This is a genomic window from Mycobacterium sp., assembly GCF_004298145.1.
Taxonomy (GTDB): domain Bacteria; phylum Actinomycetota; class Actinomycetes; order Mycobacteriales; family Mycobacteriaceae; genus Mycobacterium.
The window spans coordinates 78,337-98,024 of the sequence record NZ_SCRH01000011.1; the positions used below are offsets into that span (position 1 = coordinate 78,337).

The window sequence follows — 19,688 nt, forward strand, 5'->3', positions numbered from 1 at the left end:
TCGCGCCCGGATGGGCACGCCGCTCACCCGCTTGCCACGCCGCGGCGCAAACACCGCGGGCGCCGTCCGCCCAACGTCACCGCGGCAACAGCTAAGAATCGTCCGGCCGGCGGCTGGTGGGCCCGCATCGGCCACCGTCAGCTAAATACTGTCTCGCCTTCGGCGTTGATCAGGTACCGCTCGGTACCGCTCTCGACGCGCGGGGCGTCGGCGCCCAGTGACACGGCAACCTTATTGCTGGCATTGCGCATGATGTCGAAGGTGAGCTCGACCAACCCCGCTTCGGAGAACCGGGAGCGCACCTCGGCGACGTCGTCGGCGACGAGGTGCGCAGGCGTCCAAATTAACGCATCTGCATAGCGAAGCGCTGCTTTTGCGCGGCCGTCGAGCAAACCCGACGATTCGAAGCGCTCGATCTCCTCGTACAGCGTTTCCGAACCGCCGGCATCGAGCGCGCCGCCCTCGCGTAGCGAGTTGCACAGCCGGCAATTGTGTTGCGCCGCACCCCGCAACCGCACCAGTTCGGAGGTGACCGGGTCCAGCGCGCGCATTCGCGCCACGGCGATTAAAAAGTCGTTGAACACCGAATCCGACGGGTCGGTGGCGTGATCCCACGCGATCGGTCCGGCCGCCCAGCCCAGGTAGCGCGAGCCGACGCCGAGCGCCTCCAGCCCGGCGCGCACGCGAGGGATGAAGTCGGCGATGTACATCTGCACGACCACCCCAAAGGTGCGGTCCCCGAGTTGCTTCCACAGCCGGGAGCGTTGCTCGGGGGTGATCGACGAGACGTCGGCACTGAACTGTTCGGCGAATTCGACGACGGCGGCCTCGGCTTCCGATTCCGGCTCGCCCACCTCGACGGGTGCGGGCAACGGCGGCAGTGACAACGTCTGCGCGCACACCCGCCGGATGATCGCCGCGATGCGACCGTCGCCGGGTGTCCCGGGAAACAGCGCCACCAAGCGCGTGAGCTGGTCTTCTCGAACCGAAACCGGAGCCGCCATCCGTCCCACGCTAGAGCGCGCCGTGCCCGGCGGCAATCAAACTATTGGGCCTGGCTGACCGAGGACATATGAAAGTCGGGTATCCGCAGCGACGGCATCGCGGCACGGGTCGCCCAGTCCCCCATTTCGCGCGGCAGCGTCTTCTCGCTGACGCCGGCCTCGGTGGCCCGCCGCAGCAGGTCCAACGGGCTTTCGTTGAACCGGAAGTTGTTGACGGCCGCCCTCACGCGTCCGTCCTCGATGAGATAGACACCGTCGCGGGTCAGCCCGGTGAACAACAGCGTGGTGGGGTCGACGACCCGGATGTACCACAGGGTGGTCAGCAGCAGGCCACGCTCGGTGGCCGCGATCATGTCGTCCTGGGTGGCCGTCCCCCCGGTCATCACCAGGTTGTCGGCGGCGACCGCGACGGGGGCGCCGTATTTGGCGGCGGTGGCCCGCGGATAGGCCAACGCATTGATCACCCCGTCGCGGATCCAGTCCACCTGGTTGATCTCCATGCCGTTGTCGAACACCGACAGCGTCTCCGAGGAGCTGCTCGCCGCGACGAACGGCGTGCAGACAAGGCCGGGCGCCATCGGATCGGAGAAGAGCGTCAGCGGCAAGTCGGTGAGCCGCTCCCCCACCCTGGTCCCACCGCCGGGCGCCGAGAACGCGGTCCGGCCCTCCTGCGCGCCGCGGCCGGCCATCGACCACGCCATGTAGATCATCATGTCGGCCACCGTCGACGGCGGCATGATCGTCTCGTAGCGTCCCGCCGGCAACTCGACGCTGCGCTGCGCCCACCCCAGCCGCGTCGACAGCTGCTCGAGCAGCGAATCCGTTGGCACATCGACGAAGTCGGGTGTCCCGATGCCCGCCCACGCGCTGGCATCACCGCGTTTGGCGTTGATCTCCACCGCCCCGGTGGGCTGGCTGAAACGTCGGCGCAATCCGGTCGACGACGCCAAGAATGTCGTCGAAACACTATGGTGCGCAAAGCCGTAGAGCCGATCCGCGCCCCGGAAGCCCCGGCTCAGGGAGTCGGCCACGTCGGCGAAGACCAGGGGCCCGGTGCCCGGCACCGGCGCGTCCCAATCGGCGGGTACCCCGGTATCGCCGAGCAGCGGCGCGGCATCGCCGGCCTCCGGCGCCGAGCCGGCGGCCTCCTGCGACGCCGCCACCAGCCCGGGGAGCACCCGCGGGTCCGCCTCGGCGGACACCACCGTGCCGATGCGCGCGCTGGACCCGCGGCGCACCACGGAGATCACGGTCACGCTGCGGCTCACCGAAACCCCGTTGGTGGTCATCGAATTGCCCGCCCAGCGCAGGGTCGCCTCGACCTTGTCGGTGACCAGCACCATGGTCTCATCGGCGCCGCCAAGCTTGGCCGCCTCCTCGAGCACGATGTTGACGACGTGCTGCGCTTTAATCATCGGCGCCGCTCCTCAGCATCGCTGCGCTCTGCATCGTCGCCGACGGTGATCATCGGCGCCGCTCCTCAGCATCGCTGCGCTCTGCATCGTCGCCGACGCGGATCATCGGCCGCCCTCGGTGCGGGTGTTGAGCACGTTGACGCCGCGGAACAGCGCCGACGGACAGCCGTGGCTGACCGCCGCGATCTGCCCGGGCTGCGCCTTACCGCAGTTGAACGCCCCACCCAGTCGCCACGTGGACGGGCCGCCCACGGCCTCCATCGAATTCCAGAAATCGGTCGTGGTGGCCTGATAGGCGACGTCGCGCAGCTGACCGTCCAGGCGGCCGTCGCGAATCCGGAAGAAGCGCTGGCCGGTGAACTGGAAGTTGTAGCGCTGCATGTCAATCGACCACGATTTGTCGCCGACGATGTAGATGCCGTCCTCGACCCGGCCGATCAAGTCGTCGGTGCTGATGTCCTCGGGGGCGGGCCGCAGCGACACGTTGGCCATGCGCTGGATCGGCACGTGATGCGGCGAGTCGGCATACGAGCACCCGTTGGAGCGCGGTTGCCCCAGGCGCCGGGCGAACACCCGGTCGAGCTGATAGCCGGTGAAGATCCCGTCGCGCACCAGATCCCAGCTCTGCGCGGCCACCCCTTCGTCGTCGTAACCGATGGTGGCCAAACCGAATTCGACGGTCCGGTCGGCGGTCACGTTCATCACCGGTGACCCGTACCGCATGGTGCCCAGCTTGTCCGGTGTGGCGAACGACGTTCCCGCGTAGGCGGCCTCGTAACCGATCGCGCGGTCGTATTCGGTTGCGTGCCCGATTGATTCATGAATCGTCAGCCACAGGTTGGTCGGGTCGATCACCAGGTCTTTGTGTCCCGGAACAACGGTGGGCGCCTTGACCTTCTCGGCCAGCAGTGACGGCAGCTGGGCCAGCTCGTCGGTCCAGTTCCACACCTCGTCACCGGCCAGGACCTCCCAGCCCCGGCCCGTCGGCGGCAAAAGCGTGCGCATCGAGTCGAAGCTGCCCGCCGCGGGGTCGACGGTGACCGCTTCCAGCGTGGGCTGGATCCGCACGCGCTGCTGGGTGATCGAGGATCCGAAGGTGTCGGCGTAGAACGTCTGCTCCTTGACGGCGGTCAGCACCGCCGACACGTGATCGACGCCGTCGGCGCTCAGCAGCCGCCCCGAGTACTCGACGAGTACGGCGATCTTGTCGGCGGTGGAGACCTCGAACGGGTCGATGCGGTAGTTCGACACCCACGTCGCGTCGTTGTAGACGGGTTCGGGCGCCAGCTCGACGCGCTCGGTGCTCAGCGTCGCCAGGGTGGTGGCGACGTGCACCGCGCGCCGGGCGGTTTCGGCGGCCACCGACGGCACCAACTCCGCGTGCGAGGCGAATCCCCAGGTGCCGTCGACGATCACTCGCACCGCCAGACCGACCTCGCGGTCGATCACCGCGGTCTCGAGCGCGCCGTCGCGCAGCTGGACGATCTCGGTGGTGATGCGATGAACCCGCAGGTCGGCGTGCGTGGCCCCGGCCGCGGTAGCCGCCGACAGCGCGGCTTCGGCCAGTTCGTGGCGCGGCACGTCGAGGAAGTCGGCATCGATCCCCCGGTCCGGTGTCACGGCTCCACCGTAACGGTCGGTCACCCCAAACCGCCGCGGCGCCCGCTTTAATTACCCCATGGCCAGCGCGCAACGCAGGATCCATCCTCGATCGACCGCGCTCGGCTACGCGCTGCTGGCGCCCAGCTTGTTCGGCGTCCTCACCTTCCTGCTGTTGCCCATCCTGGTGGTGATCTGGCTGAGCCTGTGTCGATGGGATCTGCTGGGACCGCTGCGCTTTGTCGGCCTGTCCAATTGGCGATCGGTGCTGGCCGACACCGGGTTCGCCAACTCGCTGATCGTCACGGCGATCTTCGTGGCGATCGTGGTGCCGGCGCAGACGGCACTGGGACTGCTGGCCGCGTCCATGCTGGCCCGCCAGCTTCGCGGCACCGGTCTGTTTCGCACCGTGTTTGTGCTGCCGTGGATTTGCGCGCCGCTGGCGATCGCGGTGTTGTGGCGGTGGATCCTGGCACCCACCGACGGCGCCGTGAGCACCGTATTGGGACACAGCATCGAATGGCTTTCCGATCCCAGCTCCGCGCTGCCGCTGGTTTCGGCCGTCGTGGTGTGGACCAACGTCGGATACGTCTCGCTGTCATTCCTGGCGGGCCTGCTGGCCATCCCCGACGAGGTGCACGCCGCCGCACGCACCGATGGCGCCACCGCGTGGCAGCGGTTCTGGCGCATCACGATGCCCATGCTGCGGCCGACGACCTTCTTCGTGCTGGTGACCGGGATCGTCAGCACCGCACAGGTTTTCGACACGGTGTACGCGCTGACCGGCGGCGGGCCGGCGGGCAGCACCGACCTGGTGGCCCACCGCATCTACGCCGAGGCCTTCGGCTCCGCCGCCATCGGCCGGGCGTCGGTCATGGCGGTGGTGCTGTTCGTGATCCTGATCGGCGTCACCCTGGTTCAGCACCTGTATTTCCGGCGACGGATCAGCTATGACCTCACCTAGTCGCGCCAATACGGCGATTTACGCCGGCCTGACGCTGGGCGCGTTGATCACGTTGGCGCCGTTCGCGCTTGGGCTGATGACCGCGTTCACTTCGGCACATCAATTCGTGACGGGCACGCCGTTGCAACTGCCGCGACCACCCACACTCGCCAACTTCACCAACCTGGCCGGAGCCGGGTTCGGCCGCGCGGCGGCGGTCACCGCGTTGGTGACGGCGGTGATCCTGGTGGGCCAGTTGACCTTTTCCGTGTTGGCCGGATACGCCTTTGCGCGCTTGCAGTTTCGTGGGCGTGACGCGCTGTTCTGGGTCTACATCGCGACGCTGATGGTGCCGGGAACGGTCACGATTGTGCCGATGTATCTCATGATGGCCCAGCTCGGCCTGCGCAACACGTTCTGGGCGTTGGTGCTGCCGTTCATGTTCGGCTCGCCCTACGCGATCTTCCTGCTACGCGAGCACTTTCGCATGATTCCTAACGACTTGATCAACGCTGCCCGCCTGGACGGGGCCAACACCCTGGACGTGATCGTGCATGTGGTGATCCCGTCCAGCCGCCCGGTCCTGGCCGCCCTGGCGCTGATCACCGTGGTATCGCAGTGGAACAACTTCATGTGGCCGTTAGTGATCACCAGCGGCCACAAGTGGCGCGTGCTCACCGTCGCGACCGCCGACCTGCAGTCACGGTTCAACTCCCAATGGACCTTGGTGATGGCGGCCACCACCGTCGCGATCGCCCCGCTGATCGCGCTTTTCGTGGTGTTCCAGCGGCACATCGTCGCGTCGATCGTCGTCTCGGGGCTCAAGTGAGCCGGCCTCGGTTCTCCACGCTGGTCGCCGGGGCGGTTGCGTTGGTCGCGGCGCTATTGGCGGCGACGGCGGTGCTGCTGGATTACTCCGGCCAGCCCCACGGCGCCAAGACCATTGTGACGGTGCGAGTCTGGGGCGATCAGATCGGTGCGGCGTACCGGCAATCGTTCCAGATGTTCACCCGCGCCCATCCCGATATCGAAGTGCACGTCAACATGGTGGCGTACTCGACCTACTTCAACACCCTGCGCACCGACGTGGCCGGCGGCAGCGCCGACGACATTTTCTGGCTGTCCAACGCCTACCTCGCGGCCTACGCTGACAGCGGCCGGATACTGAATATCGGTGCGGCGCTGGGGCCCACAGCGGCCGCCGACTGGGAGCGGCCGGTCGTCGAGCAGTTCACCCGCCACGGCGCGCTCTGGGGCGTGCCGCAACTGACCGATGCCGGGATCGCCTTGTACTACAACGCGGACCTACTGGGCGCGGCCGGTATCGAACCCGCCCAGCTGAGCGCCTTGCGGTGGAGCCCCGGCAGTGGCGACACGCTGCGTCCCATCCTCGCCCGGCTCACCGTCGATGCCGGCGGAAACCGCGGAGATACCAACGGCTTCGACGCCGGACGGGTGCGGCAGTGGGCATACAACGCGGCCAATGACCCCCAGGGGATCTATCTGAACTACATCGGTTCGGCCGGCGGCGTGTTCCAGCGCGGCGACGAGTTTGCGTTCGACAATCCCGCGGCCGTGACCGCCTTTCGATATCTGGTCGACCTGATCAACCGCGACCACGTCGCGCCGCCCGCCGCGGACACCAACGGCAACGGCGACTTTTCCCGCAACCAATTCCTGGCCGGCCGGATGGCGCTGTTCCAGTCAGGCACCTACAACCTGGCGCCGGTGGCCCGCGACGCACGCTTCCATTGGGGTGTGGCGATGATGCCATCTGGCCCGGTGGGTCGGGTCAGTGTCACCAACGGCATTGCCGCGGCGGGCAATGCGGCGACACGGCATCCCGACGCGGTGCGTCACGTCCTGGCCTGGATGGGCAGCAGGCAGGGCAATGAATACCTGGGCCGCAACGGTGCGGCCATCCCCGCGGTGTTGTCGGCCCAACCGGTCTACTTCCGCTATTGGGCCAGCCGGGGTGTCGACGTCACACCCTTCTTTACCGTGCTGAACGGCCCGCGCATCGCGGCGCCCGGGGGCGCCGGCTTCGCCCCCGGCAATGACGCCCTCCAGCCGTATTTCGACGAAATGTTCTTGGGCCGCGGCGACGTCGCCTCGACATTGAAGCGGGCCCAGGCGGCGGCCAACGACGCCGCGGCGCGCGAATGAGCGTCCCGTCACTGCGCGTCGCTCGCTGTGCCGCCGACCGTCTGGTCGTTGAGCGCGCTGTGGTGGCGGCCCCAGACGAAATAGAAAACCAGGGCCAGCGAGACCCAGCCGCTGAGCGCGATCCAGGTGGACCAGTGCAGGCTGGCGAGGATGTAGCCGCAGGCCGCCACCGAAAGGATCGGCGTGACAGGGTAACCCGGGACCTTGAAACCCCGCGGCAGGTCGGGCTCGCGCACCCGTAAGACGATCACACCGACGGAGACGACGACGAACGCGGTCAGCGTGCCGATCGACACCATGTCCGCCAGCCTTTGCAACGGTATGAAGGCGGCCAGAATCGAGGCCGCCGTCGCGACGATCACCGTGTTGTTCACCGGGGTCATCGTGCGCGCGTTCACCGTCGCGAACCGTGCGGGCAACAGCCCGTCCCGACCCATGGCGAACAGGATGCGCGTCAGGCCGTACATGGTGACCAGCGTGACGCTGAAGATCGAAATGACCGCGCCCGCAGCCAGAATCGAGCTCGCCCAGCTACTGCGCGTGACGTTCTGGAGGATCGTTGCCAGCCCGGCCTCCTGCTGGCCGGCGAAGTCTTGCCAGGGCTGGGCGCCCAGCGCGGCCAGCGCAACGAACACGTAGACGGTGGTGACGGTCAGCAGCGCGGCGATCAGCGCGCGCGGCATGGTCTTCTGCGGGTCCTTCACCTCGTCGCCCGCGGTGGACACGGCGTCGAGACCGATGTAGGAGAAGAAGATGGTGCCGGCGGCCGACCCGATGCCCGCGGCGCCGAATGGCGCGAAGTCCTGTAGATGGCGCGCATCGAACGCGGTGAAGGCGACGATCACGAACACGACGAGCACACCCAGCTTGATCATCACCATGATCGCGTTGACCTTCGCCGATTCGCTGGCGCCGCGGATGAGCAGCAGCGCGCACATCGCGATCAGCGCGATCGCCGGCAGATTGAAATAGCCGGGTTGTGCATCCCACGGCGCCGCCGACACGGCGTGCGGCAATTGGAATCCCACGAGATTGCTCAGCAGCTTGTTCAGATAGCCGCTCCAGCTGACCGCCACCGCGGCGGTCGCCACCCCGTATTCCAGCAGCAGGCAGGCCGCCACACCCATCGCCACCAGCTCGCCGAGCGTGGTGTACGCGTACGAATACGACGAACCCGAAACCGGTACCGCCGAGGCTAATTCGGCGTAGCAGACGGCCGCAAGACCGGCCGCGAGGCCCGCGAGAAGGAACGAGACGATGACTCCCGGGCCGGCTTCAGGGACGGCCACAGACATGACGAAGAAGATGCCCGTACCGATCGTCGAGCCGACCCCGAACATGGTCAACTGAAAGGTGCCGATGCCGCGCTTGAGGTGGTCAGCGGCCCCGGGTGCGACATGTGCGCCCACCACCGGGCGCCGCCGCAGCAGCTGCTGTTTCAGGCTGATCGACGTGGCTGGCAATTGCCCCTCCTGTCGCCGGTTCGGCGGTCAGCGTCGCCGAAGCAGCCGCGCCGGCCGTGAGCGGCGAGAGGCGTACGGCCAGGGATTGTTTCGCTCGGGAACCGATTGGGCCCGGACGTGTTTGAGTTGGGCACGCAGGTGCTGGCGCAGGTCGTGCAGATGCGGATCCGTCCAACGGTTGGTTGCTTCGATCGGGTCCGCGGTCAGGTCATACAGCTCCCACTGGTCGTCGAGCGGCGACGTGCGGTACATCTCTCCCCCGAGCCCGTTGGCCGCCAGGTGGCGCACCCCGGGTTCGGTCCAGGCGCCGGGATCGTCGAAGGTGCGCACCAGCTTCCACAGGTGCCCGCCGCCGCCGGCTGCGTCGTCGACGCGGACGACCAGTCCCTCGAAATTGGATGCGGTGTGCGCCGGGACCCGAATGCGCAGTGGTGCAGGAGGATTGGCCGTCTGCTTCAGTTGCCGTCCCAGACCGGACGCCCCGCTGTCTCCCTCGAGCACGTTGTCGCGGGTCATCAGGTAGACGGCCCGGGTGTCGTCGGCGGACGCGCCGTGCTCCTCGTCAATGATCGGCATGAGGTTGCGGCCGGGAAGCTCGTGCACTTCGGAAAACGATTCCGCCAGCGTGGCCGCGGCCGCCGCCACGTCGACTCCGGCGGCCGCCAGCAACGTCGGGACAAGGTCCACATGCGATGTCGGCGCCGTGACCGACCGGCGCCGCGTCGAGCGCTCGCCGGTGCGCGCGACGACGAAGGGAACGCGGGTGGCTTCGTCATAGAGGTTGAACCATTTTTGATGCAGCCCGCCGTGCGCTCCGAGAAGATCGCCGTGATCGGCCGTGCGCACCAGCACCGCGTTCTGCGACCCGGATTCGGTGACGGACCGCCGGACTCGGTCGATCGGCCCGTCCACCTCGGCATGCAATCGGTAGTACAGGTCGCGGTAGCGTTGCGCGTTGCGTTCATACGTCCAGTTGATTGCCGGCGCCGGGCCGTATCCGGAGTAATACGCCTCGCGGAAGGCGATTTGGGCGGCCGGCTTGGTGGACAGATCTTCATCGGCGGTCGGGGCCGGCGGGATCGGCGGTGGGTCTAGTGGCGACGGCTTCACGGGGCCCCGCCGTGACCATGCCGGAAAGAGCACGATGTCATGGGGATTCACGAAGCTGGCCACCAGGAGAAACGGGCGCAGCGCGGCGGGATCGCCGGCGCGACGGCGGGCGTAGCGGTCGGTGAGCCAGGCGACGACGCGATCGGCGATCAGCGGGTCGCGGCGAATGCCGGCGTTGGCCAGCGCCGCCCCGTGCGGTTCCGGGCCGACCCAGCCGGAGAAGCCGAACGGCCCGAGCGGGTCGGCTTGCAGGTAGCGTCGCACCGCCACGGGGTCGACGTTCCCGTCATCGTCGTTGGTGGCCAACGGATGCTCGGTCGCCGGGTCGGTGAGGTCGGCATGCGAAATGTGCCACTTGCCGTCGTAGTGAGTGTCGTATCCCGCCGCGCGGAACCAGTTGCCCAGCGTCGGCACTTCGCCCTGGCGCAGCCACCGCATACGGGAATCATCGGCGGCTTTTCCGATGCCGTCGGTCTGGGTGACCCCGTGCAGGTCAGGGTACTGCCCGGTGAAAATCGTCGGACGACTGGGCACGCAGGCCAGCGACCCGGTGTAGTGGCGGAAGAAACTGACGCCGTGATCCTCAAACCATTTGCGTCCGGCCAGTATTCGATCACGCCACGCCAGCACTTCGGGCGCCTCGTATGGCGGCACCGCGCGTTCTTCATCTGTCATGATGACGATGACATCGGGGCGATCAGACACGGCCGTTCTCCAATCGATTCGCGAGCCCGGCGAGCAGCGCGTCGGACTGTCGCGCGAGGAAGCGACACACGACGCGTTCGGCCAGCGCGTGGGTTGCACGGGAACCGATTTCGACGGTGCTGGTCAGGGTCACCGGGGTGGTGTGGGCGGATTCGGCACCTGCCGGTGGCAGCGTCCAGCGGTTGGTCACGCGACGCAGGCGGCGCGGCAGGCCCTCGATGTCGTAGGCCAGGGTGCGGCCCGGGTCGAATTCGGTGATGCGCTCGACCAGCGCGTCACGCTTGACCTGGACCCGTCGCGCGGTACCGACGGGGCCTCCACCGGGACCGGAATGCAGGACACACGAGTGGTCGACGTTGCCGGACCACGAGCTGATGGAGCCGAAGTCCGCCAAGACATTCCAGATGTCGTCGGCGGAAGCCGCGATGATGCGGGTGCGACAGATGTCGGTCATCTGCTCACGCTGCGCGAAGGGCTCACACCGACTCGCCTAATGAAGCTGGACCAGCGAGTCGATGACCACTCCGGTGGCGCCGGCGGCGGCGGTGATGGCCAGTGTCACCCAGTCCGCGAGTTTCGGCCGCGCGGGCGCGGCCGACAGCTGACCGATGCCGCCGCGGGCGGTGATCGCATCGCCCATTTCGTCGGCGCGCCGCAACGTCACAACGATTGCCGCGGTGAGTAAGTCGATCATGTCCCGGGCCTGCTGGCGGCGGCGGGCCCTGCGGTTGCGCGGTGTCTCGTTGGGACGCAGGCGCCGGGCGGCGTAAAGCACCTGGAATTCTTCGATCAACATCGGGAAGGCGCGCAGCGCGAGCGCCAGGGCCACGGCCCATTCGTCGCTCGGGACCCGCAACAACCGCAAGGGCCGTCCCAAAGTCGCCAGTGCCGGCCCCATTTCGGCGACGTTGGTGGTCCAGGACAGCATCGCCCCCAGCCCGATCATCACGATCGACAGCGCGGTGACCCGTAGGAAGTGCAACGTTCCGCCCAGCCCGATGTGCACCCCGGCGATCGAGACCACCGGGTGACCGGCGCCGAGCGCGGCGGTGATGCCGCCCACCGCGAGGGCGATCCATATCCAGCGCCGCGGCGAGGGCAGTGCCCCGCGGGGAATGTGCGCGAGCCGGGCCGCCGTCACCAGTAAGACCAACATCAACCCGACGGTCGCCCAACCCGGGTAGAAGGTCAGGAGCACCGAAACACCCAGCACCACCAGCAGTTTGGTGCCGGCCCACAGTTCGTGGATTTTCGATGTTCCGGGCACCGGGACCAACAAGACAACCGGACGGGGAGGGCGCCGAGTCCTCTCCGCCGCCGACGTGGCGTCCGAGGGCGCGGTCACGGCATTCCCCCCGCCGCGGTCGATGCCGTTTCCAGCACCCCGTTGCGCAGATACAGGGATCGCGGGCAAAGCTCCTCGAGCCCGACGATGTCATGGGAGATCACCACCACCGTCAGACCTCGTTCCCTGCGTAGGTTTTCCAGCAGCCGCAGCAGACCGCGCTGACTGCCGACGTCCAATCCTGCCAGCGGTTCATCAAGAACCAACGCCCGCGGCGAACGGGCCAGCAGCCCGGCCAGCACCACACGGCGCATCTGGCCGCCGCTAAGCTGATCGATGCGCCGCTTGCCCATCGCCGGACCCAGACCGACGGAGCTCAGCGCCTCGGCCACACGGTCTTCGTCGAGATGCGAAAAGCCCGCCGCGGACGCGACTTCGGCGTCGACGTGGTCGCGCATCAGCTGCAACCGCGCCGACTGGAACGAAAGCGCGACCTCCCCGACGTGCTCGTGGGCGGGCCCGCCGTCAATCAGGCAGGCACCGCTGGTGGGAGTCGTCAACCCGGCCATGATCCACGCCAGCGTCGACTTACCCGAGCCGTTGCCACCGTGGATCAACACCCCGTCGCCCTGCTCCACCACAAAGCTGATATCGCGCAGGGCGACCTTGGCCCACGGTGTGCCGCTGGCGTATTCGTGGCTGACGTCGACGAGCTCGAGCACCGGCGTCGAGGAGGACGGCGCGACGGGAGCGCTGCGCGCGGAAGCGGTCGGTGTTTCGGCCGTGACGGTGTTATCCGGTGAGTCGCTGAGTCGGATGATGCGGTCGGCGGACGCGGCCTCGTTGTCGTAGTGGGTGATGTGCACCAACGCGCTCCGGTGGCGTTTCGCGAGACCAGATAGCACGCCCAGCAACGCATCTCGCCCCTGCTGGTCGACCATGGTGGTGACCTCGTCGGCGATGAGCAGTGCGGGGTCCCGCGCCAGCGCCGCCGCGAGCGCAAGGCGCTGCAGTTCTCCGCCGGACAGGCTTCCGGTGTCGCGTTCGGCAAGTCCCTCGAGGCCGACCTCGCGCAGTAATGCGCTGACATCGGTCTCCGCGCCCGCGGGCAAACCCCACACCACGTCGTCGGCGACTCGCGTGCCCAGGACTTGACTCTTCGGGTGCTGCAAGACAATTGCGGTGCCGCCCATCTCACCCAGCCCGACCGCCCCGGGGCGATCGACGGTTCCCGACGTCGGTTCCCGGCCGGCCAGCATCAGCATCAACGTGGTCTTCCCCGAACCGTTGGCGCCGGTCACGGCGATGTGTTCGCCGGCCCGGACATCGAGGCTGACCTCGCGCAGCGCGTCTCGGTCGGCACCGGGATAGCGGAATGACACTTTGTCCAACCGCACCGGCACCGGCCCGACCGCAGCGTCGTGCGCGTGCGCAGCATGGGAAACGTCCAACTTGTGCACGTCGGGGATCTTGCGCATTCGCTCCAAGAGGCGAGACAGTGCCGACCAGCTGATGAACGAAACGACGACGACCAACAAGATCATGTACGGAAAAATCAGCAGCGGCCAGTGGTGTATCCCGTTGGCGACGTATCGCTTCAGCGCCTCGCCGACGCCCTGCAGGTGGACCCAATTCAGGAATGCCGCGACCCCGTTGGCGTTGGCCGTGATGACGTCGAAGAACAGCTGCCGCAGCCGGGTCAGCACCGCCAACACCGCGACCCAGCCGGCGCCCCAGAGGACTCCGGCGACCAGCGACAAGAAGGCGACCGTCGGCACGCCCCGGCCCTTGCGTTTGACGATTCCGCACAGTCCGCCGACCCAGGCGCAGTCGACGAGCATGAACAGGCTGCCCAGTCCGGCGATCAAAAATGCGATCACCCCGCCAGCTACCGTCGCGGCCATCAGTGCCCGGGGACGGTAGCGGTAGGCGAGCAACCCCATGGGTACGGTGCCCAACACGCCCAATCCCTGAGCGAATGGGATTACCGCGGCGAGGATCTCGATCGCCGCGCACAGGGCCCCCATGACCGCCGCCTGTGCCAACTCATTCGGCCGCAGGGACCCTTCCCTAGGTTGCCGAAGACGGAGCAAGGTCACTTTTGCAATTCTGCCAGCCCACGGAGGGAGTGTCCGCTGAAGAAGGGTTTTCGCGCGGCGCGCGTCGTCATTTCGGTCTCGCTTAGCAAAGCTATGCAACCATGGATACATGGACAATGTCGTCGACACCGCAAAGCTCGATGGAGCGCAGCGACTGGGGGCCGATCTGCTCGCCGTGGTCGCGCGGCTCAACCGCCTGGCCACCCAGCGCATCCGGATGCCGTTACCGGCAGCGCAGGCGAGGCTGCTGGCCACCATCGAAGTTCACGGCGAAGCCCGAATCGGTGACCTCGCCGCCGTCGATCACTGTTCGCAACCGACGATGACCACACAGGTGCGCCGCCTCGAGGAAGCGGGCCTGGTCACCCGCACGGTCGACCCGGGCGACGCCCGCGCGGTCCGGATCCGCATCACGGCTGACGGCCGGCGCACGCTCAACGCGGTCCGGGCCGACCGGGCCGCCGCGATCGAACCCCAACTGGCGCTGCTCGACCCCGGCGACCATCAGGTGCTGATGCAAGCGGTCGACGTGTTGCGCCGGCTGCTCGACGATGCCTCCCTTGCGACCTCGTTCGCGGGCCGTCGTAACCCGCTGTGAACGTCGCAATCCTGGTGAACGGACCGCGGGCAGGGGTAGACACGTAATCGAACGGGCGACCCGCGCCTGAGTGCGAGACCAAACCGAGCTGACCGGTGACGAAAGGTGGCGGCCATGCCGATCGAGGCTGCGGCCGTTCCGGCCCCCCCGCTGACCGTATGGGCCGGACCGAACAGGTACGTCTTCGCCCCGGGACGCGACGTGATCGTCGGCTACGGTCCCGGCTGCGACATCCCGCTGGCGGGTCTCGGGGGTCCCTCGCCGCGACCGCCGGCACCCCACCCGGATGTGGTGCTGCGGTTCACCGGAGCCCAGTGGGTGGCCATCGATCTGAGCCATCGCGGCGTCTTCGTCGACGGATTCCGGGTGCCGACGGTCCAGATCCGCGACGGCCTGGGGATCACCATCGGAGATCCCCAGCACGGTCCGCGCCTGATTTTCCAGGTCGCACCCGCGCCCGCCCCGCCGGGAACCCCCCCGTCCGGCGGCCCCGACCCGCGGGTCCCCACCCAAAGCGCCACCCAGCGCATGCCTGTCGTTGCGCCGCCACCACCGACCGACCAGCGACCTATCCCGCCGAATCCGCCGGCACCGCCGCCCCCCGGTGCGGCGGTGCCTCCCGTTCAGCCACCCGTTGGACCGATGGTCCCGCCCGTCGCACCGGCCGAGCAACCAAAGGGTCCGGGCCTGATCGAGCGGATGATCACCTCGAAGCTGCGCGCCCAGCGCCCCTCCTTCCGCACCGACGAAGGCAACACGACCTTTCGCCTGCCGCTGCGAACCGCGGCGCGCACCACCGGGGTGACGGCCTACCAGCTGGGCCTTGCCGTCGACGGGCAGCAGACACTGTCGGGTATCTCGTTCACGGCGCGTCCCGGCACCATGACCGCGGTGATCGGACCGTCCGCCGCACGCAATTCCGCGCTGCTGGGCCTGCTGGCCGGGACCAGGGCACCCAGCTCCGGGCGCGCCACCGTCGATGGACACGACGTGCACGCCGAGCCGCAGTCCATGCGCACCCGCATCGGGATAGTCGCGCGTGACGACCGGTTGCACCGGCAGCTCACCGTCGAACAGGCCTTGACGTACGCCGCCGAATTGCGGCTGCCGGAGGCCTCGTCCGAGCAGCGCGACCGTGTGGTCGACCAAGTTCTCGACGAGCTCGACCTGACGCCGCACCGTGCCACCCGAATCCGCAAGCTCCCACCTGAGGTGCGCCGGTGCGCCGCCATGGCGATCGAGCTGATCACCCGGCCGAGCCTGCTCGTGGTTGACGAACCGACCGCCGGGCTGGATGAGGCGCAAAAACGCCACGTCATGGCGATCCTGCGACGCCAGGCCAACATCGGCTGTGTCGTGGTGGCGGCGATCTCGGCACCCGCGTCGCTCACCGACGTCAACACGTGCGATCAGGTATTGGTGCTCACGGGCATGGGCGAGGTCGCGTACCTGGGCACACCCCTTCAGGTCGAGTCCGCGATGGGCACCGCCGACTGGTCGGGAGTCCTCGCCCAGGTCAGCGCCGATCCCGAGGGAACCCACCGCGCGTTCCGGGCGCGGCCCCAACCGTCGACCGCCCCGCCAGAAGCCGCGGCACCGTGGACGCCGCCGGCCGGGCTCCCCCGCCACCGCCAGATCCGGTTCCTGGCCCGCCGCGAGGTTCGCCTGCTCCTCGCCCATCGCAGCTATTTCGCATTCCTGGCGATCCTGCCGTTCGCGTTGGCGGGGCTGACGCTACTGATCCCGGGCGATGCGGGCCTGACGCGGCCCGGGCCGAGCAGCGCCAACGGGCACGAAGCCATCGAGATCCTGGCCGCCCTCAACGTCGGCGCGGTGCTGCTGGGCGCGGCGCTGACCGTGCGCGCCATAGTCGCCGAGCACCGGATCTTCCGGCGGGAACAGCAGGTCGGGCTGTCCGCGCCGACCTACCTGGCCGCCAAGCTCACGGTGTACAGCCTGGCCGCGGCCCTCTGGACGGCCGTCATGTTCGCGATCGTCGTCGCCGTCAAAGGCGGGCCGGCGGGAGACGCCGTTTTGCTGCACAACGCCACGATCGAGCTCTACGTCACCGTGGCGGCCACCGCGATCGTGTCCGCGGTGATCGGCCTCACCCTCTCGGCGCTGGGCAACGCGCTCCGGGAAGTCCTGCCGCTGCTGGTGCCGGTGATCCTGGCATCCGTGCTCTTCAACGGGAGCCTGGTGCAGCTGGTGAGTCGGTGGGGCTTGCAGCAGATCAGCTGGTTCGTCCCCGCCCAGTGGGGCTTCGCGGCCTCGGCGTCCACGGTGGATCTGCGCAGGATCGACCCGCTGGCCGCCAACACGGTGACGTGGGCCCACTACAGCGGCTGGTGGGTGTTCGACATGATGATGCTCGGCCTGTTCGGTGCCGTCGCGGCCGGGTTCACGCTCTACCGCCTGCGCTCGCCGCTCCCCGGCAACCACGACACGCCGGCCCGTAGGAGCTGAACCGTCGTTCTTGGTTCCCCGCGGCGCGAGCCGGACATTACTGTCGGCTGATGGCGCCAGAAATGACAAGCACCGCAGAACATCTCCGCAACGCATTGGACGGGCGTTGGCGTGATGTCAAGAACCGGATGCGGACGACGCTGACCGAGGACCTGTTCCGCCCGCACCACACGCCGAACACCGTGATCGCCCGCACCAAGGTGGCGGAGCAGATGAGGATCATGGCGGCGTTCGGTGCGGCCACCGACAGTTTCCGGAAAGGACACGGCGGCACCGGCGACGTCGGCGCGGCGATCACCATGATCGAGATGCTGGCGATGTCGGACCTGTCGCTGATGGTGAAGGCCGGAGTGCAGTGGGGGCTGTTCGGGGGTGCCGTGGAGAACCTGGGCACCGAGCGCCACCACGAGACCTTCGTGCCCAAGATCATCAGCCTGGAGTTGCGCGGCTGTTTCGCGATGACAGAGACCGGACACGGTAGCGACGTGCAGTCGCTGGAGACCACCGCGACCTACGACCCCCAGACACAGGAGTTCGTCGTCCACTCCCCCACCCCGTCGGCCCGCAAGGACTACATCGGCGGCGCAGCCGAAACAGCTACCATGGCAGCGGTTTTCGCACAACTGACCACCACCGAGGACGGCAAGCCGGTCAATCACGGCGTGCACTGCGTGCTGGTCCCGATCCGCGACGAGGAAGGCAACGACCTGCCCGGTGTCACCACGTCCGACTGCGAATACAAGGGCGGACTGCCCGGAGTGGACAACGGCCGCATCGTGTTCGACCACGTCCGCGTCCCGCGGGTCAACCTGTTGAACAAGTACGGCGACGTCGCCCCCGACGGCACGTACAGTTCGCCGATCGAGAACCCGAACCGCCGGTTCTTCACCATGCTGGGCACCCTGGTCCGCGGGCGGATCACGGTGGGTGGCAGCGCCGGCGCCGCCGGCCGGGTGGCGCTGGATATCGCCACCCGATATGCCTTGCAGCGCAGGCAATTCAACGCACCCGACGATGACTCCGAGGTGCTGGTCCTGGACTACCTGGTGCACCAGCGGCGGCTGTTTCCGTTGATCGCGAAGTCCTACGCACTGCAGTTCGCGCAGAACGAGCTGGTCAGCAAGTGCCATGACGTTCAGAGCGCGGACGCACCCGACGCCGACGAGCAACGCGAGCTGGAAGCGCGTGCGGCCGGGCTGAAGGCCGCCAACACCTGGCATGCGAGCCACGCGATCCAGGAGTCCCGCGAGGCTTGCGGCGGGGCGGGCTATATGGCCGAGAACAGGTTGATCGGGCTGCGGGGTGACACCGACGTCTTCACCACATTCGAGGGCGACAACCATGTGCTGACCCAGCTGGTGGCCAAGGAGCTGTTGACGGCGTACGCCGACGACATCCGCAGCATGAGCCCGGTCGAATGGGTGCGCTTCGCCGCCAACACCGTCGGTGAACGCGTCATCAAACGCACTGCGGCAGAAGCGATCATCCAAACGATCGTGGACACCCGCCAAGACAGCGAGGAAGAGGGCAGCCTGTTCAACCGCGGCACGCAGATCAAGATGTTCGAAGACCGCGAAGAATATCTGCTGGCTTCGGTGGCGCGCCGGCTGCAGGCGAAATCCAAAGAGATGTCCGAATTCGACGCGTTCAACTCGGTGCAGGATCATGTGTTGCACGCGGCGAGCGCCCACATCGACCGAGTGGTGCTCGAAGCATTCGTCGCCGGGATCGACTCCTGTGAGAACGAGGAGGCCCGCGAACTGCTGGGGATCCTATGCGACCTGTACGCGCTGTCGGTGATCGAGGACGACAAGGCGTGGTACATCGAGCACCGATACCTGTCCACGGATCGCGCCAAGGCGGTCACCCGCGGAATCAACGACCGCTGCCGCGCACTGCGCCCGCATGCCACCACACTGGTCGACGGTTTCGGGGTTCCCGAGCCGCTGCGCTACGCCGAGATGCTGCACCCGGAGAACTTGTCGGACGCCGTCACGAGCTGACGGGCCGGCGGGCGCCGTCGAAGTCATTGGCCCGAAGGGTTATTGATCCGGAACCTTGCCAAGGGTTTGCAGCTTGCCATCCGAGCCGATCCGGAACTTCACCGTCCCGATCCCGGTGGGACAACACAGCTGGTCATTTCCCTTCTGCCACCGGTACTGAACGGTCACCGTGTCATCCGAGGGCGGTAGCACGGTGATATACGGCTTTGCGTCCGGGGTGGCGGTTCCGAGCGGCCTGTTGTGGTCGAAGAAGAGCAGTTGCTGGGGGGTTGACTCGCTGGCGATCGTCGGGATGATCTGCACCCAAGACAGACGGCAATTTCGGGTATGACCGCGGCCGATCTCAACCCAGATGGTGCCCGGGATCGCGATGGGAACCGCGGTGATCGCCTGCCGCACGGTATCGGCCGTCGGCCCATCCGAGGCTGTGCAGGTGTCGGGTTTGGCCTGCGGCGGCGCCGCCGGCTTCCACCCGCAACCGGAGGCCAGCAAAACCAGCAAGATCACAATGAGCCGACGCACGCGGTGAGCTTAGCGAAGACTGTGAATGTTCCGTCGGTTTGGTCGGAAAGCCCGTTCTGAGTTCCGACCTGCGCGGCGCACGACGTAACCTCGAGCGGGGCGGATGGTCAATGGTGACCTGCGGTAACGCGATCCGCAACGATGAATTTCCCGGCGATTTCACACCGGCGGGTCGGCCGGTGAGAGAAGAAAGTAAACCTGGGGAAATTTCGGACAGCAGCGCCGAAACATGCCTGCTCCACAATGAACTCACTCGATACGGGGGCTAACCCGTACGCACTCGGCGAAGGGACGTAAGCGTGGCCAGGGA

15 protein-coding genes are annotated in these 19,688 nt (G+C 67.6%); 6 read left to right on the forward strand and 9 right to left on the reverse strand.

The window, feature by feature from the left end:
* Window positions 1-137: 137 nt before the first annotated feature.
* From EPN51_RS03890 to EPN51_RS03900, 3 genes are all read right to left on the reverse strand, one after another.
* Complete coding sequence (locus EPN51_RS03890) at window positions 138-1,004, reverse strand: carboxymuconolactone decarboxylase family protein (protein WP_293037381.1); 867 nt, start codon at window positions 1,002-1,004, stop codon at window positions 138-140.
* Window positions 1,005-1,045: 41 nt separating this feature from the next.
* Complete coding sequence (locus tag EPN51_RS03895) at window positions 1,046-2,419, reverse strand: TldD/PmbA family protein (RefSeq protein WP_293037384.1); 1,374 nt, start codon at window positions 2,417-2,419, stop codon at window positions 1,046-1,048.
* Window positions 2,420-2,521: 102 nt separating this feature from the next.
* Window positions 2,522-4,039 (reverse strand): TldD/PmbA family protein, encoded by a 1,518-nt coding sequence (locus tag EPN51_RS03900; RefSeq protein WP_293037387.1) that lies wholly within the window; start codon window positions 4,037-4,039, stop codon window positions 2,522-2,524.
* Between the two features lie 58 nt (window positions 4,040-4,097).
* On the opposite strand from EPN51_RS03900, the gene EPN51_RS03905 reads away from it, so the two are divergent.
* Genes EPN51_RS03905 through EPN51_RS03915 form a run of 3 tightly spaced genes read left to right on the forward strand, consistent with a single transcriptional unit; the run spans window position 4,098 to window position 7,127 of the window.
* A complete protein-coding gene (locus tag EPN51_RS03905) occupies window positions 4,098-4,982 on the forward strand; it encodes a sugar ABC transporter permease (RefSeq protein ID WP_293037390.1) in 885 nt (294 codons plus the stop codon).
* The gene (locus tag EPN51_RS03910) at window positions 4,969-5,790 is read left to right on the forward strand and encodes a carbohydrate ABC transporter permease (RefSeq protein ID WP_293037393.1); all 822 of its coding nucleotides are present in this window, start codon (window positions 4,969-4,971) and stop codon (window positions 5,788-5,790) included. The genes EPN51_RS03905 and EPN51_RS03910 overlap by 14 nt, the downstream gene beginning before the upstream one ends.
* Window positions 5,787-7,127, forward strand: coding sequence for an extracellular solute-binding protein (locus EPN51_RS03915; RefSeq protein ID WP_293037396.1), 1,341 nt, complete (start codon window positions 5,787-5,789; stop codon window positions 7,125-7,127). The genes EPN51_RS03910 and EPN51_RS03915 overlap by 4 nt, the downstream gene beginning before the upstream one ends.
* Before the next feature lie 8 nt (window positions 7,128-7,135).
* On the opposite strand, the gene EPN51_RS03920 is transcribed toward EPN51_RS03915, so the two are convergent.
* From EPN51_RS03920 to EPN51_RS03940, 5 genes are read right to left on the reverse strand one after another with little or no spacing between them, the layout of a single operon-like run.
* Complete coding sequence (locus tag EPN51_RS03920) at window positions 7,136-8,590, reverse strand: amino acid permease (protein ID WP_293037399.1); 1,455 nt, start codon at window positions 8,588-8,590, stop codon at window positions 7,136-7,138.
* A gap of 27 nt (window positions 8,591-8,617) precedes the next feature.
* Window positions 8,618-10,405: a sulfatase-like hydrolase/transferase gene (locus EPN51_RS03925; RefSeq protein WP_293037402.1), complete on the reverse strand. Its 1,788-nt coding sequence runs from the start codon at window positions 10,403-10,405 to the stop codon at window positions 8,618-8,620.
* Window positions 10,398-10,859, reverse strand: coding sequence for an SRPBCC family protein (locus tag EPN51_RS03930; RefSeq protein WP_293037405.1), 462 nt, complete (start codon window positions 10,857-10,859; stop codon window positions 10,398-10,400). Before EPN51_RS03930 ends, EPN51_RS03925 begins: the two co-directional genes overlap by 8 nt.
* Window positions 10,860-10,895: 36 nt before the next feature.
* Window positions 10,896-11,750, reverse strand: coding sequence for an energy-coupling factor transporter transmembrane protein EcfT (locus tag EPN51_RS03935; protein ID WP_293037408.1), 855 nt, complete (start codon window positions 11,748-11,750; stop codon window positions 10,896-10,898).
* Window positions 11,747-13,717, reverse strand: coding sequence for an ABC transporter ATP-binding protein (locus EPN51_RS03940; protein WP_293037411.1), 1,971 nt, complete (start codon window positions 13,715-13,717; stop codon window positions 11,747-11,749). Before EPN51_RS03940 ends, EPN51_RS03935 begins: the two co-directional genes overlap by 4 nt.
* 181 nt (window positions 13,718-13,898) lie before the next feature.
* On the opposite strand from EPN51_RS03940, the gene EPN51_RS03945 reads away from it, so the two are divergent.
* From EPN51_RS03945 to EPN51_RS03955, 3 genes are all read left to right on the forward strand, one after another.
* Window positions 13,899-14,387, forward strand: coding sequence for a MarR family transcriptional regulator (locus EPN51_RS03945; protein ID WP_293037414.1), 489 nt, complete (start codon window positions 13,899-13,901; stop codon window positions 14,385-14,387).
* A 114-nt stretch (window positions 14,388-14,501) separates the two neighbouring features.
* On the forward strand, window positions 14,502-16,853 hold the full coding sequence (locus EPN51_RS03950; protein WP_293037417.1) for an ATP-binding cassette domain-containing protein: 2,352 nt from the start codon (window positions 14,502-14,504) through the stop codon (window positions 16,851-16,853).
* Between the two features lie 50 nt (window positions 16,854-16,903).
* Window positions 16,904-18,856 carry an acyl-CoA dehydrogenase gene (locus tag EPN51_RS03955; RefSeq protein WP_293037420.1) on the forward strand — a complete coding sequence of 651 codons (1,953 nt, stop codon included), beginning with the start codon at window positions 16,904-16,906 and terminating at the stop codon, window positions 18,854-18,856.
* Between the two features lie 39 nt (window positions 18,857-18,895).
* Here the strand turns inward: EPN51_RS03955 and EPN51_RS03960 are convergent, their stop codons facing one another.
* The gene (locus EPN51_RS03960; RefSeq protein WP_293037693.1) at window positions 18,896-19,363 is read right to left on the reverse strand and encodes an LppP/LprE family lipoprotein; all 468 of its coding nucleotides are present in this window, start codon (window positions 19,361-19,363) and stop codon (window positions 18,896-18,898) included.
* Window positions 19,364-19,688: the final 325 nt, after the last annotated feature.

Coding starts and splice junctions, on each gene's coding strand:
- EPN51_RS03890 (WP_293037381.1), bottom strand. CDS start 1,004: ATGGCGGCTCCGGTTTCGGTTCGAGAAGACCAGCTCACGCGCTTGGTG.
- EPN51_RS03895 (WP_293037384.1), bottom strand. CDS start 2,419: ATGATTAAAGCGCAGCACGTCGTCAACATCGTGCTCGAGGAGGCGGCC.
- EPN51_RS03905 (WP_293037390.1), top strand. CDS start 4,098: ATGGCCAGCGCGCAACGCAGGATCCATCCTCGATCGACCGCGCTCGGC.
- EPN51_RS03910 (WP_293037393.1), top strand. CDS start 4,969: ATGACCTCACCTAGTCGCGCCAATACGGCGATTTACGCCGGCCTGACG.
- EPN51_RS03930 (WP_293037405.1), bottom strand. CDS start 10,859: ATGACCGACATCTGTCGCACCCGCATCATCGCGGCTTCCGCCGACGAC.
- EPN51_RS03940 (WP_293037411.1), bottom strand. CDS start 13,717: ATGGGGGCCCTGTGCGCGGCGATCGAGATCCTCGCCGCGGTAATCCCA.
- EPN51_RS03945 (WP_293037414.1), top strand. CDS start 13,899: ATGGACAATGTCGTCGACACCGCAAAGCTCGATGGAGCGCAGCGACTG.
- EPN51_RS03950 (WP_293037417.1), top strand. CDS start 14,502: ATGCCGATCGAGGCTGCGGCCGTTCCGGCCCCCCCGCTGACCGTATGG.
- EPN51_RS03955 (WP_293037420.1), top strand. CDS start 16,904: ATGGCGCCAGAAATGACAAGCACCGCAGAACATCTCCGCAACGCATTG.